The organism is Azospirillum sp. TSH58, from assembly GCF_003119115.1.
Lineage (GTDB): Bacteria > Pseudomonadota > Alphaproteobacteria > Azospirillales > Azospirillaceae > Azospirillum.
On record NZ_CP022366.1, the window covers coordinates 95,001 to 110,343 of the forward strand.

A 15,343-nucleotide genomic window follows, 5' to 3' on the forward strand; every position below is an offset into this window, starting at 1 on the left:
TCTGCTCCTCCAGGAGCGTGGTGACGACCGACACCATGTCGACGTCGCCGCCCAGATGCTCGGCTTCCTGGAAGGAGCCGTCGGGGTCCTTCTTCACGTTGCGCAGATGGGCGAAGGTGACCTTCGGGGCGAAGCGCTTGATCATCGCCGGCACGTCGTTCTTGGCCCCGGCGCCGAGCGAGCCGGTGCAGAAGGTGATGCCGTTGGCCTCGGAATCGATGACGTTGACGATGAAGTCCAGGTCGTCCTCGTTGCTGACGATGCGCGGCAGGCCCATCAGCGGGCGCGGCGGGTCGTCGGGGTGGATGCACATGCGGACACCAACCTCTTCCGCGGTCGGGATCACCTCGCGCAGGAAGCGGGCCAGCGTCTCGCGCAGCGCGCCGTGGCTCATGTCCTTGTAGCGGTCGAGCATCTTGCGCAGGCCCGGGATGTCGTAGCGGTCGAAGGCGCCCGGCAGGCCGGCCATGATGTTGGCGAGCAGCGTCTTCTTGTCGCCCTCCGACGCCTTGTCGAACCAGGCGCGGGCGCGGGCCAGCACCTCCGGCGAATGGTCGTCCTCGGCGCCCGGACGCTCCAGCATGAAGACGTCGAAGGCGGCGTGCTCGAAGGCGTTGAAGCGCAGCGAGGTGCCGCCGCCCGGCACCGGCGCGGCGAGGTCGGTGCGGGTCCAGTCGAGGATCGGCATGAAGTTGTAGCAGACCGTCGTCACCCCGCAGGCCGCGAGGTTGCGCAGCGACTGGCGGTAGTTGTCGAACAGCGGGGTCAGGTCGCCCTCGCCGATCTTGATGGACTCATGGACCGGCAGGCTTTCCACCACGCTCCAGCGCAGGCCCAGCGACGGGTCGGCGGCGATCATCGCCTTGCGCTCCTCGATCTCCTCGACCGACCAGACCACGCCGTAGGGGATCTGGTGCAGGGCGGTGACGATGCCGGTGGCGCCGGTCTGACGGATGTGGTTGAGCCGGATCACATCGTCCGGGCCGAACCAACGCCAAGTCTGTTCCATGGTCTGCTCCTTGAAGAAGAGTGCTGTGCCGCTTCCGGCATGTCTCGATGGGATTGGTGGGGGCGCCTCAGCCCGCCGCCGGTGCGACCGATTGCACGACGGCGCGGGCGCCCTCGGCGTAGAGCCGGCGCAGCGCGTCGGTCACCGGGCCGGTGAAGCGCGGGTCGCGCGGCAGGTCGTCGCCGAAGACGGCGCTCAGCCCGAACAGGGCGGGCGCCAGACGGTCGGCGACCGGCCCGGCCTCCGCCGCCAGCTCGGCGAGCCGGGCGGCCATGGGATCGCGCACGTCGATGGGGCGGCCGGCCTCGTCGGTGCCGGAGACGTAGCGCATCCAGCCCGCCACCCCCAGCGCCAGCCGGTCGATCGGTGCTCCGGCGGCCAGCCGGTCGCGGATGGTGCCGAGCAGCCGCTGCGGCAGCTTCTGCGTGCCGTCCATGGCGATCTGCCAGGTGCGGTGGCGCAGGGCCGGGTTGCGGAAGCGCTCGATCAGCGCGTCCTTGTAATGGCCGAGATCGGCGCCCGGCGGCATGTGCAGGGTCGGACCGGCCTCCTCGTCCATCAGGCCGCGGATCAGGCGAACGAAGGCCGGATCGGCCATGGTGTCCGACACCGTCTCGTAGCCGGCGAGGTAGCCGAGATAGGCGAGCGTGGAGTGGCTGCCGTTCAGCAACCGCAGCTTCATCGTCTCATAGGGATGGACGTCGGGAACCAGCTCCGCCCCCTCCAGCTCCCAGGCCGGGCGCCCGGTGGGGAAGCGGTCCTCGATCACCCACTGGCTGAAGGGCTCGGTCACCACCGGCCAGGAGTCGCGCAGCCCCAGCCCGTCCGACACGCGGTCGCGGTCGGCGTCGGTGGTCGCCGGCACGATGCGGTCCACCATGCTGTTCGGGCAGGCCACGTTCTCGGCGAACCACGCCCCCAGCGCGGGGTCGCGCAGCTCGGCGTAGCGGCGCAGCAGACCCGCCGCGGTGTCGCCGTTGCTCGGCAGGTTGTCGCAGCTCAGCACCGTGAAGGGCGCCACCCCGGCGGCGCGGCGGCGGATCAGAGCCTCGACCAGGAAGCCGGGCACGCTGCGCGGGCTTTCCGGACTGGCGAGGTCGTGGACGATGTCCGGATGGGCCTCGTTCAGCGCGCCGGTCGCCGGGTCGTGGCAATAGCCCTTCTCCGTGACGGTCAGGGTGACGATGCGGACGGCGGGCCGGGTCAGGAGTTCCAGCACCGCGGCGGGGTCCTCCGGAGCGACCAGCAACTGGGTGACCGAGCCGACCACCCGCAGCCGCTCGCCGGCGGCGTCGCGCACGGCCACGGTGTAGAGGCCGCCCTGCGGCTCCAACGCGTCGCGCGTGTCGGGGCTGCGCAGGCTGACCCCGGCGATGCCCCAGGGGCCGAAGGACCGGGCCAGGGCGGCGTCGGTGTAGACGGCCTGATGGGCGCGGTGGAAGGCGCCGATGCCCAGATGGACGATGCCGGTGGCCAAGGCGGCACGGTCATAGCCGGGGCGCTGCACGCCGGGGCGCAGCGAGGGCAGCGTGTCGGGGCTCAAGCGCATGGAACACTCCGCATGACGGCTTTCAGGTCTCGAAGAAGTGGCTGTTGGTTCGGGCGATCTCGTCCACCGCCGCGAAGACGGTGCGCAGGTGGGCGCGCATGGCCTCCTCCGCGCCGTCGGGATCGCGGGCGGCGACGCGGTCCACGATGCTCTGGTGCTCGCCGACGATCTTCGCCGCCCAGCCTTCGCTGTGCAGCGACAGGAAGCGCACGCGGTCGAGCTGCGCCTTGACGGCGACCAGCAGGTCCCACACCGCCGGGCGCCCGGCGATGCGGGCCAGTTCGGCGTGGGTGGCCTCGTCGAGGGCGAAGAACTCGGAATGGCGGTCGGGGGACATCACCGCTCGGTGCGAGTCGAGGAGCCGGCTGAGCGAGGCGACGTCCGCCGCCTCCGCCCGCTCGGCGGCCAGACGGACGGTCCGGCATTCCAGGGTCTCGCGGATGAACTGGCTGTCCGACACCGCGGCGAGCTGGATCGGCGCCACGAAGGTGCCGACCTGCGGCACGATGCGCAGGAACCCCTCGTCGGCCAGCCGGCGGAAGGCCTCGCGCACCGGGGTGCGGCTGACGCCATAGCGGGCGGCCACACGGGTTTCCGAAATCCCCTCGCCGGGGCGGATCTCCCCCGACAGCACGGCGGCGCGCAGGGCGTCGTAGACCCCGTGCAGGCGGGGGCCGCGGATGTCGGTGGGGGCGGAGGAGGTCGGCGTGTCGGTCATGGCGTCCATCGCGTCAACTTGCATACTAGTATGCCATTGCGAACCGGGCCTGACAAGGGGCAGCGGTGGGGACCGCGCGCTGTCGGGGATGGGGCGTTGCAAGGGCCGGATGATGCGGCGGCACGGCCCGACCACCGGAACCCGTTCAAGGGAAATTATGGTTGGTATGACCAATTTTCCGCCAAACGAAATAAGCGGCGCATTCCTCTGACCGCCGGGATGACGGGGGACCTATGGTCTTGAGCCCACGGAGCACAGGCCGCCAAGGCAGCCCGCGGGCGGATCATTCATGGGAGGAATCGATGTCCAAACGCTTTTCCCTGCTGCTCTCCACCGCGGCGGTCCTGGCCACGCTCGGCACCCTGCCGGCCTACGCCGCCGATCCCGCCCTGGAAGCCAGCGTCCGCAAGACAGTGAGCCCGCAGGCCCAGACCTGGCTCGCCGACCCGGCGATCGTCGACGCCGTCAAGGCCCAGAACACCGAGCACAAGGGCCTCGATCAGGCCAAGATCGACGCCATGGACAACGACTGGAAGGCGGCGGCCAAGGCCAAGTCCGCCAATCCCACCTACGACAAGATCGCCGCGAACGCCGTGACCAAGCGGCTGAAGGAGGTGACGGACAAGAGCAACGGCCGGATCGTGGAAATCCTGCTGATGGACAACCGCGGCCTGAACGTGGCCCAGACCGGCGGCACCTCCGACTACTGGCAGGGCGACGAGCCGAAGTGGCAGAAGGTCTACAGCGGCGGCTCCGACCTCTACATGACCGACCCGGAGAAGGACGCCGAGACCAACGCCATGCTGACCGAGGTCAGCGTTCCCGTGCTCGATCCGGCCAGCAAGGAAAAGATCGGCGTGGCGATGATCGTGCTCGATACCAACAAGCTCGGCAACTGACGGATCGCCGATGCCATCCCCCTTCCCTGAAGGAGGGGGGATCTCCGGCGATGGGGGGCCCGGCTGGGCGCAAAGGCGGCTTCGACACCTTTCCGCGGGCGTTCCTTGGAACTTCACGGCATAACGGATGTCCCCGGGACCGCAACGCCAACCGCCATAACGCCAGCCGCCATGCCGACACAGCACGACTCACCCGTGACCGAGATCGAATGGACGATCCGGACCGCGGAGGGCAGCCTCTTCGCGAAGAGCTGGACCCCGGAAACCGCCGGCGCTCCGCCGATCATCCTCTTCCACGACTCCCTCGGCAGCGTGGACTTGTGGCGCGGTTTCCCGCAGCGGCTGGCGGCCGGGACGAACCGCCGCGTCATCGCCTACGACCGGCTCGGCTTCGGGCGTTCGGACGCCCATCCGGGGCGGCTTGCGTTGGACTTCGTCGCCGCGGAGGCGCACGCGGGCATCCCGCCGCTGTGCGACCGGCTTGGGGTGACGGAGTTCGTCGCCTGCGGGCACAGCGTCGGAGGCGGCATGGCGGTCGAGACGGCGGCCCGCTTTCCGGAGCGGTGCCGCGCCCTCGTGACCATCGCCGCACAGGCGTTCGTGGAAGAAAGGACCCTTGCCGGAATCCGCGACGCCAAGCGTGATTTCCAGGACCCGGCCAACATGGCGCGGCTGGCGAAGTATCACGGCGACAAGGCCCGGTGGGTTCTGGACGCCTGGACCGAGACGTGGCTGTCGCCCGGCTTCGCGGGCTGGACGCTGGATGCGGCGCTCGCGGCGGTGCGCTGCCCGGTTCTGGCCTTGCACGGCGACCAGGACGAGTACGGCTCCAGGGCCCACCCCGAAAGGATCGCCGCCGGGCGGGGAACCGCGCGGATTCTCCCCGACACCGGCCATGTACCGCACCGTGAGAGAGAGGCGCTCGTCATTGATGAGATCAGGGGCTTCCTGACCTGGCTCTGAGCGTGCATTGATCGCCTCGGAGTTTGGGAAGGCTGTTTTTGCCGCTGAACAGGGGAAGCGTTGGGATGGCGACGCCGCTTCAGATCACGCTGCGCGAGTTGGAGGCGCTGGGCCTTGAGGACGAAGCGGGCCGTCCCCTGGTGGAATCGGAGCCTCTGCTGCCGGAACACGAGGTGCCGATCCTCCCGCTTGCCTTCGGTGACGGCGACTTCACGGATCGCCGCATCGTCGAGCATCCCTTCGCCGGAGCGTGGCGGGAAACCATGTACCGTCCGGCTCCGGTAAGGCTGTACCGCCTGCGGGACGCCTGCGTTCATTCGACCGCCGGAGTGACCATGCTGGCCAACCGGCTGGTCGCGGAAACGCTCCAGCATGTCCACCCTCCGGACCACGGGATGGAGGTCGATCCCGAAAGCGGGTTCACGACGCTTCAAAGCGCCAGCGTCCGGCGCGTTGCGGGTCGGGCCGTGCATCTTCTGGCCGCGGGTGCCTTCAACTACTACCACTGGCAAATCGACGCCGTGTCCCGCCTGCCGCCATTGCCGGACCGGTATCGGGACGACCTCATCCTGGTGCCGCCCCTGGAGCACGCCTTCCAAACCGACACGCTCGTCCGCTTGGCCGGCGACCGGCCGATACGCGCCCATGCCATCGCGACGGCGGAAAGCGTCCTGGTGGAGGAATTGGTGCTGATCCCCAACCTCTCGGGCTTCGGCTACTATCCGCACCCGGACATGCTGGCCGCGTTCGACCGTTTGGTCGCAAGCGTCGGCGCCGCGGCCCCGCACCGGCGGCTCTACATCCAGCGAACCCGCTCCCCCAAGCGCCGCCTGGAGAACGAAGCGGAGGTCATCGCCCTGCTCGCGGGCGCCGGCTACGAGATTCTGGACCTCGACGGCCTGTCGCTCGCCGACCAGATCCGCAGTTTCGCCGAAGCCACCCATGTGGTCGGGCCACACGGTGCCGGGCTGACCAATCTCGTGTTCTGCCGTCCAGGAACCCTGGTGTGCGAACTCCAGATGGACTGTTACATGAACTGGCTTTTCCGCCGCCTCTCCAACCTTCGGGGCGTGCGCTACGGCTATGTGATGGGCGAAATCCAGGGACCTTGGGAAGCGGTGTGGCCGCATGACCGGACTTGGCGGGTCCCGCTCGATCGGGCGCGTGAGACGCTGGCGGAGGCCGGCTTCCTGACCTGATCCATCGTTTTTTCCGCGATCGTGCACGAAAAGGGGGAAGTGACCGGGCAGCCCCTTCCTCCTTCCGTTGAAACGCTCCTCACACCATCAGGCCGCCAGGGGCGGGTGCACCGCGCTGCGCGCCAGGATGTCCAGCGTGTGGCTGGCGATCATCCGCTCCTCGTCGGTGGGGATGACGAAGACCGGGACGCGGCTGTCGCCGGCCGAGATGCGCGTGGCCCGGGCGCGGTTCGCCGCCCCGTCGAGGTGGACGCCGAGCCAGCCCAGCTTCTCCGCCACCCGCGCCCGCACCGGGGCGGAGTTCTCGCCGACGCCGGCGGTGAAGACCACCGCGTCCAGCCCGCCCATGGCCGCCGCCAGCCCCGCCGCCTGCTTGGCGACCTGGAAGCAGAACAGCTCCACGGCCTCCGCCGCCTGCGGGTTTTCGCTGTCCAGCAGGGCGCGCATGTCGTTGGAGACCCCTGACACGCCGAGCAAGCCGGACTTGTGGTAGAGCAGCCGCTCCAGCTCGTCCGGCCCCATCCCCTTCTCGCGCATCAGATAGATCAGCACGCCGGGGTCGATGGAACCGGGGCGCGTGCCCATCGGCAGGCCGTCCAGCGCGGTGAAGCCCATGGTGGTGTCGACGCTGCGGCCCGCGCGCATGCCGCACAGGCTCGACCCGCTGCCGAGATGGCAGACGACCACGCGGGCCTCGGCCAGCTCCGGCGCGATCTGCGGCAGGCGCTGGGCGATGTACTCGTAGGACAGGCCGTGGAAGCCGTAGCGGCGCACGCCTTCGTCGGTCAGCTCGCGCGGCAGGGCGAACATCTGGGCCTGCCAGGGCCGCGTGCTGTGGAAGGCGGTGTCGAAGCAGGCGACCTGCGGCAGCTCCGGATAGACCTCGGCCAGCGCGGTCATCGCCGCGATGTTGTGCGGCTGGTGCAGCGGAGCCAGCGGCACCAGGGCCTCCAGCTCCGCCAGCACCGCCGGGGTCAGCCGGACCGGCGCGTCGAAGCGGGTGCCGCCATGCACGACCCGGTGGCCGGCGGCGACCAGCCGCACGTCCCGCAGCTCGTGCCGCATCCAGGTCAGCAGGAAACCGAGCAGACCGGCGCGGTCGCCGGGGCCGACCTCGTCCAGGATGCCGTCGGCCAGGACGCGGCGGGCCGCGTCCTTGGCCTCGAAGCGCGGGGCGGTGCCGATGCCGGAGATCTGGCCGGTCAGGACCGCCTCCAGATCGTGCTTTCCGGCGCCGCAGAAGACGGAGAATTTCAGGCTGGAGGAGCCCGCGTTGATGACGAGACAGGCGTCACGGTGCGACATGGTGTGATCCTCACTCCGCTGCCAGGGGGGCAGCCAGGGGAGCGGCGGCGTTGAGCGCGAGGGCGGGACGGCGCGCGGCGGCCACCAGCGCCGCCACGGCGCAGGAGGCGAGGCGGGTGCGGACGTTGTCGGCGCGGCTGGTCAGGATGACCGGAACCCGCGCGCCCAGAACGATGCCCGCCGCGTCGGCGTTGGCGAGGAAGGAGAGCTGCTTGGCCAGCATGTTGCCGGCCTCCAGATCGGGGACCAGCAGGATGTCGGCCTGTCCGGAGACGGGGGACTTGATGCCCTTGATGCGCGCGGCCTCGGCGCTGATGGCGTTGTCGAAGGCCAGCGGCCCGTCGAGGATGCCGCCGGTGATCTGGCCGCGGTCGGCCATCTTGCAGAGTGCTGCCGCTTCCAGCGTGGTCGCGATCTTCGGGTTGAGGGTTTCCACCGCCGACAGGATGGCGACGCGCGGCGTCTCGACGCCCAGCACCTTCGCCAGATCGATGGCGTTCTGGACGATGTGGACCTTGTCCTCCAGCGTCGGGTAGATGTTGATCGCCGCGTCGGTGATCAGCAGCGCCCGCGGGTAGGTGGGCACGTTCATCACGAAGACGTGGCTGATGCGGCGGCTGGTGCGCAGGCCGGTCTCCTTGCGGACGACCTCGGCCATCAGCTCGTCGGTGTGCAGGCTGCCCTTCATCACCGCTTCGGCCTCGCCGTTGCGGGCCAGCGCGACGGCGGCCGCGGCGGCGGCGTGGCTGTGCTCCACGTCCACCAGACGGTAGCGGGCGATGTCCAGCCCGTGGGCGGCGGCCAGCGCGCGGATCTTCGCCGCCGGGCCGATCAGGATGGGGTCGATCAGGCCGGCTTCCGCCGCCTCCACCGCGCCCTTCAGCGAGCTTTCGTCGCAGGGATGGGCGACCGCCGTGGCGACCGGCTCCAGCCCGTCGCACTTGCGCAGCAGCGCGTCGTGCTTGTCGTGGCGGATCATCTGGATCTGCGGCAGCGCGTGGGCCACGCGGCGGACCTTGCGGGTCGGCGCCACCACCTCCGCGGTGCCGGTCACCACGACCTCGCCGTCCTGGTTCGTGCACAGGCAGTCGAAGACGACGATGTTCGTGTCGGCCCGCTTCTCGCGAACGGTCACGGTGGCGGTGACGACATCGCCCAGCCCGACCGGGCGTCGGAACCGCAGGTCCTGGCCGGCGTAGACGGTGCCGGCACCGGGCAGCCGGGTCCCCAGCACGCCGGAAATCAGCGCGCCGGACCACATGCCATGCCCGATCACCTTTTGAAAGCGGCTGTCGGCGGCGAATTTCGCGTCCAGATGAACCGGATCGATGTTGCCGGAGACGGTGGCGAACAGCTCGACATCCATGACGGTCAGTTGCCGCGCGATGCTGGCGGACTGCCCGATCGCGATCTCGTCGAAGGTGACGTTTTCGACCGGGACCGCCTCGACCGGGGCCATGGGTAGGTCGCCGCTGGCTTCACCATTGGCAGTCATTGCAGAACACTCCGGATAAGAGAAATAGGCATGATGCTGCCCGTTTCAGCCGATCCCTCCCGGCGCGCGCCTTGCTGAAAGGGGAAGCGCGTCTTGCCGTCTTCTTCTGTGAGCGTCTTTTTGTATACTGATATATTAGCGCAAGAGGCGATGCGGCGCAGCAAATCCGGCATCGCCGGACACTTTGCCGCAGTCCGCCTTTCACCGGGGGCCGTTACGCCTTGAGGATGCCGCGCCCGGCGAAGCGGGATGCTGCGCCGAGCATCTCCTCGATACGGATCAGCTGGTTGTACTTGGCCAGACGGTCGGAGCGCGACAGCGAGCCGGTCTTGATCTGGCCGCAGTTGGTGGCGACCGCCAGATCGGCGATGGTGCTGTCCTCGGTCTCGCCCGAACGGTGCGACAGGACCGCCGTGTAGCCGGCCTTGTGCGCCATGTCCACGGCTTCCAGCGTCTCCGACAGCGTGCCGATCTGGTTGACCTTGACCAGGATCGAGTTGCCGACGCCCTTCTTGATGCCGTCCGCCAGACGCGCCGGGTTGGTCACGAACAGGTCGTCGCCGACCAGCTGCACCTTGCCGCCAATGGCGTCGGTCAGCGCCTTCCAGCCCTCCCAGTCGTCCTCGGCCATGCCGTCCTCGATCGAGATGATCGGGTAGCGGCCGACCAGATCGGCCCAGTAGGAGACCATCTGCTCCGGCGCCAGCGACTTGCCCTCGCCGGCCAGCTCGTACTTGCCGTTCTTGAAGAACTCGGTCGAGGCGGCGTCGATGGCCAGCATGACGTCGTCGCCCGGCTTGTAGCCGGCGGCCTCGATGGCCTTCATCACGAAGCCCAGCGCGTCCTCGGTGGAGGCGAGGTTGGGGGCGAAGCCGCCCTCGTCGCCGACGTTGGTGTTGTGGCCGGCGTCCTTGAGCTTCTTCTTGAGCGCCTGGAAGATCTCCGCGCCCATGCGGATGGCCTCGGCGCCGTTCTCGGCGCCGACCGGCATGACCATGAACTCCTGGATGTCGATCGGGTTGTCGGCGTGGGCGCCGCCGTTGATGATGTTCATCATCGGCACCGGCAGCAGGTTGGCGAACGCGCCGCCGACGTAGCGGAACAGCGGCAGGGCGGCCTCTTCCGCCGAGGCCTTGGCGACGGCGAGCGAGACGCCGAGGATGGCGTTGGCGCCGAGCCGGCCCTTGTTGGGGGTGCCGTCCAGCTCGATCATGGCGAGGTCGAGGGCGCGCTGGTTGGAGCCGTCGAGGCCGGCGATGGCGTCGAAGATCTCGCCGTTGACCGACTCCACGGCCTTCAGCACGCCCTTGCCGCCGTAGCGGCTCTTGTCGCCGTCGCGCAGTTCCACCGCCTCGTGCGCGCCGGTCGAGGCGCCCGACGGGACGGCGGCGCGGCCGAAGGCGCCGGATTCGAGCAGGACGTCCACCTCGACGGTCGGGTTCCCACGGCTGTCGAGGATCTCGCGGGCGTGGATTTCGGTAATGGCGCTCATGGGGAAGGATGGACCTTGTGTGGGAGGGTGGATTCTTCAGGGGAATGGTCGCGACGCGCCCCCACCCTTCCCACGGCTTCGCCGCGGGCCCCTTCCCTCCCCCGCTGCGCAAGGGAGGGAGATTTGTCCCCTCCCCTGCGTCAGCGGGGGAGGGTCAGGGTGGGGGCAATGCGTCGCGACTCAGACGCTTCTCAATGCGCGCCGTGGAAAGTGCGGCTGATGACGTCCATCTGCTGCTCGCGGGTCAGCTTGATGAAGTTCACCGCGTAGCCCGACACCCGGATGGTCAGCTGCGGGTACAGCTCCGGATGGTCCATGGCGTGCAGCAGCGTCTCGCGGTCGAAGACGTTCACGTTGATGTGGTGGCCGCCCTGGCCGAAATAGCCGTCGAGCATGCCCACGAGGTTCGCCACCCGCTCGCCCTCGGTCGGACCCAGCGCGCCGGGCACGATGGTGAAGGTGTAGCTGATGCCGTCCTGGGCGTGCGCGTAGGGCAGCTTGGCCACCGACGCCATCGAGGCGATGGCCCCCTTGCGGTCGCGCCCGTGCATCGGGTTGGCCCCCGGCGCGAAGGGCTGGCCGGCCTTGCGCCCGTCCGGCGTGTTGCCCGTCTTCTTGCCGTAGACCACGTTCGAGGTGATCGTCAGCACCGACTGCGTCGGCACCGCGTCGCGGTAGGCCTTCTGCTTGCGCAGCAGGCCCATGAACGTCTCGACCAGCCACACCGCGATGCCGTCGACCCGGTCGTCGTTGTTGCCGAAGGCCGGATAGTCGCCCTCGATCACGAAGTCGGTGGCGAGACCGCGCTCGTCGCGCACCACCTTGACCGTGGCGTGCTTGATCGCCGACAGGCTGTCCGCGACCACGCTCAGCCCGGCGATGCCGCAGGCCATGGTGCGCAGCACGTCGCGGTCGTGCAGGGCCATCTCCAGCCGCTCATACATGTATTTGTCGTGCATGAAGTGGATGGCGTTGAGCGTGTTCATGTAGGCGCGCGCCAGCCATTCCATCATCGGCAGCAGCCGCGCCACCACCGTGTCGTGGTCGAGCACATCGCCGGTGATCGGCGCGAAGGCCGGGCCGACCTGCTCGCCCGACACCTCGTCACGGCCGCCGTTGATGGCGTAGAGCAGCGTCTTGGCGAGGTTGGCGCGGGCGCCGAAGAACTGCATCTGCTTGCCGATGCGCATGGCCGAGACGCAGCAGGCGATGCCGTAGTCGTCGCCCCAGAAGGGCCGCATCAGGTCGTCGTTCTCGTACTGAACCGAGCAGGTCTTGATCGACGTCTCGGCGCAGAACGCCTTGAAGCCCTCCGGCAGGCTTTCCGACCACAGAACGGTCAGGTTCGGTTCCGGCGCCGGCCCGAGGTTGTTCAGGGTCTGGAGCATGCGGAAGCTGTTCTTCGTCACCAGCGTGCGCCCGTCGAGCGCCATGCCGCCGATGCACTCCGTCACCCAGGTCGGGTCGCCCGAGAAGAGCTGGTCGTATTCCGGCGTGCGCAGGAAGCGGACGATGCGCAGCTTGGTCACGAACTGGTCGATCAGCTCCTGCGCCTCCTCCTCGGTCAGCAGGCCGTCGCGCAGGTCGCGCTCGATGTAGACGTCGAGGAAGCTCGACACGCGGCCGAGCGACATGGCGGCTCCGTTGGCCTCCTTCACCGCCGCCAGATAGGCGAGGTAGGTCCACTGCACCGCCTCGCGGGCGTTGGCCGCCGGACGCGCCACGTCGAAGCCGTAGGACTTGGCCATGGCGGCCAGCTCCCTCAGCGCCTTGATCTGCTCGGTGATCTCCTCGCGCAGGCGCAGCGTGTGCTCGTCGATGCGGTCGACTTCCAGGCTCTTGTACTGCGCCTTCTTGTCCTTGATCAGGAAGGTCGCGCCGTAGAGCGCCAGCCGGCGGTAGTCGCCGATGATGCGCCCACGGCCGTAGGCGTCCGGCAGGCCGGTGATGACGCCCGACTTGCGGCAGCGCAGCATCTCCTCGGTGTAGACGTCGAAGACGCCGTCGTTGTGCGACTTGCGCAGGCCGGGGAAGACCTCCTCCAGCTTGGGCGAGGGTGTGAAGCCATAGGCCTCCAGCCCGTTCTTGACCATGCGCCAGCCGCCGAAGGGCATGATCGCGCGCTTCAGCGGCTTGTCCGTCTGCAGACCGACGACGAGTTCAAGCTCGCGGTCGATGTAGCCCGGCGCGTGGGCGGTGATCGAGCCGAAGACATCCGTGTCGGCGTCGAGCACGCCGCCCTTGGCCGCGCGCTCCTCCTTCAGCAGGGCGGTGACCTTGTCCCACAGCGCTCTGGTCCGCCCGGTCGGGCCGGTCAGGAAACGTGAATCCCCGGCGTAGGGGTGGACGTTGCGGACGATGAAGTCGCGGACGTTGACCTCTTGCTGCCAGACGCCCGGAACGAAGCGGCGCCAGGGGCGCTCGGCTTGCTGTTCCGGGGTCTCGACGAGTCCGTCTCTCAGCAGGGTGTCCATGATGTCTCCTCACGAAAAGGCGTCTGGGCGGCACGCGCCGCGTCGCTGATCGACCCTGGAGGCCCCCCAGTGGAGGGGTCGGAAGACCGCCGGACCCAGCGCGGGGCGGGAGGCGGTGAAGCGGCATCGGGCTGTGAAGCCGGCAGGGCCGAACGTCATTTTGTAGTTTTGCTACATAAACCGGAACGGAGCGGCGCGCAAGGCAAAAGCGGTTGAATTTCAACGTTCTTTGATGAAGTTACTGTGACGGAACGCCGCATCGTCGGCGGTCCCGGTATGTGGGACAGCGCTGCCGATAGCGCCCTTCTATCGCACGATGTAGTTTTACTATCCGTGCTACGATGGCGGACGGACGGAACAGAGGGACAGGCCGATGCTGGCGAGGATCATGGCGGTGCGCGACGGGCTCCGTCCTTCGGAACGGAAGCTGGCGGACTGCGTGCTGGCCCAGCCGGGCGAGGTCATCACCCTGTCGATGGCCGACATGGCCGAACGCGCCGGAGTCAGCGAGCCGACCATCGCCCGCTTCTGCTCCGCCCTGGGCTGCAGCGGCTTCCGCGAATTCAAGATCAAGCTGGCGCAGGACATCGCGGCCGGCATGCCCTTCATCGACCAGGAGGTCAACCCGGACGACCGGGCGGCGGGCATCGCGGGCAAGGTGTTCGACCGCACCCTGGCGACCCTGATGCAGGTGCGCAACAACCTGTCGGCGGAATCGGTGGACCGCGCTGCCGACCTTCTGGCCGGGGCGCGGCGGATCGAGTTCTACGGCTCCGGCAATTCCGGCACGGTGGCGCAGGACATCCAGCGCCGCTTCTTCCGGCTGGGCATCCCCACGGTCGCCTACAGCGACGCCCACGTCTATTTCGTGTCGGCCCTGTCGCTCGCCCCCGGCGACGCGGTGGTCGCGGTGTCCAGCTCGGGCGGCACCCGCGACATGCTGGAGGCTGTGCAGAACGCGCTGTCCGCCGGGGCCACGGTCGTCGCCATCACCCGCTCCGGCTCGCCGCTGGCGCAGCTCGCCACGGTCAGCCTGCTCGCCGACGTCGCGGAAGACTTCGACATCCACTCGCCCATGACGTCGCGCATCAGCCATCTGGTCCTCGGCGACATACTGTCGATTGCCGTGGCGCTGCGCAAAGGCGACGCCCTGCGGGAGCGGCTGGACCGCCACAAGCTGGCGCTCAGCCGCCACCCCCGGGAACAATAAATACTAGTATATTAGTTTAAGGGCAAGCCGCTCCGGGCGGGGGCGCACAGCATGCGCCGTTTCGCCGCGGATCGATGGTTTTCGGAACAGCCGTCGCGGCCCAAAGCGGCCCAAAGCGGCCCAAAGCGGATTGCAATCCGCTTCAACGGGGACGGGAGAACAGGCGCGGGTCCCACCGCACCGGCTGCTCCGCGGAAACGGCGATGCGTGCGGCGTCAGGATGGCGCTGGTTTATGATGATGTTGCGGTCGATCGCCGTGACGGCGGACGGCACCAGAAGAACCGCGGTACGACCCTCGTCGAACCACCGGTCGCCGTAGGCGCCCGCCGCCGCACAGCCGGGCTCGTCCCAGCCGGGCACATGGGCCGGATCGACGGTTTCGACGACATCGTCCGGAATGGCCATCGAAACGAAACGGTCACTGACCGGAGCGCGGCCGATGGCGGTGTAGACCAGCCGCTCCAGCATGCAGATGGCGAAGGACTCGCCACCATAGATCACCCGGCGCCCGCGCGAGTTCCAACGCCCGCCGTGCAACTCGGCACCGGTTCCGTCGAACACCGGATGGTTGGCACCGGCAATCCGGAAGGCGATCACACGGGAAGCCCATATTCGATGGCCGCGAGGATCTGTTCGACCTGCCGCGCCCCAAGGTCCGTCACCGCCGCCTCCACCGGCGTGCGACCGCCCAGCATCGGGTGCGGCGCCGCCAGGAAATCCTGGGCGTCCGCCTCCACACCCCAAACGTTCAGCGCGTGGGCGGTGATGCGGGCCAAGCGCTCCGTCCGCTCGCTCTCATCCCGGCTCAGCCGATCACGGCGCCGCTTGTAGGTGGCCTCCGGCACGATGCCGTACATGATGGAGCGGCGATGCCGGGGATCGCGGGTGACGCGCTTGACGACGGTGCCGAGCGTCGACTTGGGCAGTCCCTCGTCAACGGCATCGCTGAGATCGGCCAGCGAATGGACGGGACGCCCGATCAGCCGCTCTCCACCCAGAACCTCGGCCACCATTTCCGCGCGGATCATG

At 68.8% G+C, this 15,343-nt stretch carries 14 protein-coding genes (1 of these 14 running past the window's edge); 4 read left to right on the plus strand and 10 right to left on the minus strand.

What is annotated here, in order from left to right; all coding sequences use genetic code 11:
- The 3 genes from uxuA to TSH58p_RS19105 all read right to left on the minus strand — a co-directional run.
- Positions 1 to 1,009 carry the 5' portion of a mannonate dehydratase gene (uxuA, locus tag TSH58p_RS19095; protein ID WP_109469337.1) on the minus strand. Its footprint begins 188 nt before the window's first position, so the window shows 1,009 of its 1,197 coding nt (coding positions 1-1,009); the start codon lies at positions 1,007 to 1,009; the stop codon falls past the left edge of the window.
- 67 nt (positions 1,010 to 1,076) lie between these two features.
- A complete protein-coding gene (locus TSH58p_RS19100) occupies positions 1,077 to 2,558 on the minus strand; it encodes a mannitol dehydrogenase family protein (protein WP_109469338.1) in 1,482 nt (493 codons plus the stop codon).
- Positions 2,559 to 2,580: 22 nt separating this feature from the next.
- Positions 2,581 to 3,276: a GntR family transcriptional regulator gene (locus TSH58p_RS19105; protein ID WP_247895543.1), complete on the minus strand. Its 696-nt coding sequence runs from the start codon at positions 3,274 to 3,276 to the stop codon at positions 2,581 to 2,583.
- Positions 3,277 to 3,578: 302 nt separating this feature from the next.
- On the opposite strand from TSH58p_RS19105, the gene TSH58p_RS19110 reads away from it, so the two are divergent.
- The 3 genes from TSH58p_RS19110 to TSH58p_RS19120 all read left to right on the plus strand — a co-directional run bounded on the left by TSH58p_RS19110 (position 3,579) and on the right by TSH58p_RS19120 (position 6,337).
- The gene (locus TSH58p_RS19110; RefSeq protein ID WP_109469340.1) at positions 3,579 to 4,175 is read left to right on the plus strand and encodes a PDC sensor domain-containing protein; all 597 of its coding nucleotides are present in this window, start codon (positions 3,579 to 3,581) and stop codon (positions 4,173 to 4,175) included.
- Between the two features lie 171 nt (positions 4,176 to 4,346).
- Positions 4,347 to 5,138, plus strand: a complete 792-nt coding sequence (locus tag TSH58p_RS19115; RefSeq protein ID WP_109469341.1) for an alpha/beta fold hydrolase — start codon at positions 4,347 to 4,349, stop codon at positions 5,136 to 5,138.
- Positions 5,139 to 5,203: 65 nt separating this feature from the next.
- Positions 5,204 to 6,337 (plus strand): DUF563 domain-containing protein, encoded by a 1,134-nt coding sequence (locus TSH58p_RS19120; protein WP_109469342.1) that lies wholly within the window; start codon positions 5,204 to 5,206, stop codon positions 6,335 to 6,337.
- A gap of 87 nt (positions 6,338 to 6,424) precedes the next feature.
- On the opposite strand, the gene TSH58p_RS19125 is transcribed toward TSH58p_RS19120, so the two are convergent.
- The 5 genes from TSH58p_RS19125 to pflB all read right to left on the minus strand — a co-directional run bounded on the left by TSH58p_RS19125 (position 6,425) and on the right by pflB (position 13,103).
- Positions 6,425 to 7,642, minus strand: coding sequence for an acetate/propionate family kinase (locus TSH58p_RS19125; RefSeq protein ID WP_109469343.1), 1,218 nt, complete (start codon positions 7,640 to 7,642; stop codon positions 6,425 to 6,427).
- A gap of 10 nt (positions 7,643 to 7,652) precedes the next feature.
- Complete coding sequence (locus TSH58p_RS19130; protein ID WP_109469344.1) at positions 7,653 to 9,137, minus strand: bifunctional enoyl-CoA hydratase/phosphate acetyltransferase; 1,485 nt, start codon at positions 9,135 to 9,137, stop codon at positions 7,653 to 7,655.
- Positions 9,134 to 9,310 carry a hypothetical protein gene (locus TSH58p_RS33225; RefSeq protein WP_162600070.1) on the minus strand — a complete coding sequence of 59 codons (177 nt, stop codon included), beginning with the start codon at positions 9,308 to 9,310 and terminating at the stop codon, positions 9,134 to 9,136. The genes TSH58p_RS19130 and TSH58p_RS33225 overlap by 4 nt, the downstream gene beginning before the upstream one ends.
- A 41-nt stretch (positions 9,311 to 9,351) precedes the next feature.
- A complete protein-coding gene (gene eno, locus TSH58p_RS19135) occupies positions 9,352 to 10,629 on the minus strand; it encodes a phosphopyruvate hydratase (protein WP_109469345.1) in 1,278 nt (425 codons plus the stop codon).
- 191 nt (positions 10,630 to 10,820) lie between these two features.
- On the minus strand, positions 10,821 to 13,103 hold the full coding sequence (pflB, locus tag TSH58p_RS19145; RefSeq protein ID WP_109469347.1) for a formate C-acetyltransferase: 2,283 nt from the start codon (positions 13,101 to 13,103) through the stop codon (positions 10,821 to 10,823).
- A gap of 373 nt (positions 13,104 to 13,476) precedes the next feature.
- Between pflB and TSH58p_RS19150 the strand changes: the two genes are divergently transcribed.
- Positions 13,477 to 14,313, plus strand: coding sequence for a MurR/RpiR family transcriptional regulator (locus tag TSH58p_RS19150; protein WP_109072206.1), 837 nt, complete (start codon positions 13,477 to 13,479; stop codon positions 14,311 to 14,313).
- A gap of 142 nt (positions 14,314 to 14,455) precedes the next feature.
- On the opposite strand, the gene TSH58p_RS19155 is transcribed toward TSH58p_RS19150, so the two are convergent.
- A complete protein-coding gene (locus TSH58p_RS19155) occupies positions 14,456 to 14,911 on the minus strand; it encodes an RES family NAD+ phosphorylase (RefSeq protein ID WP_109072207.1) in 456 nt (151 codons plus the stop codon).
- Entirely contained in the window at positions 14,908 to 15,342 is a 435-nt protein-coding gene (locus tag TSH58p_RS19160) for an antitoxin Xre/MbcA/ParS toxin-binding domain-containing protein (RefSeq protein WP_109072208.1), read from the minus strand. The genes TSH58p_RS19155 and TSH58p_RS19160 overlap by 4 nt, the downstream gene beginning before the upstream one ends.
- Position 15,343: the final 1 nt, after the last annotated feature.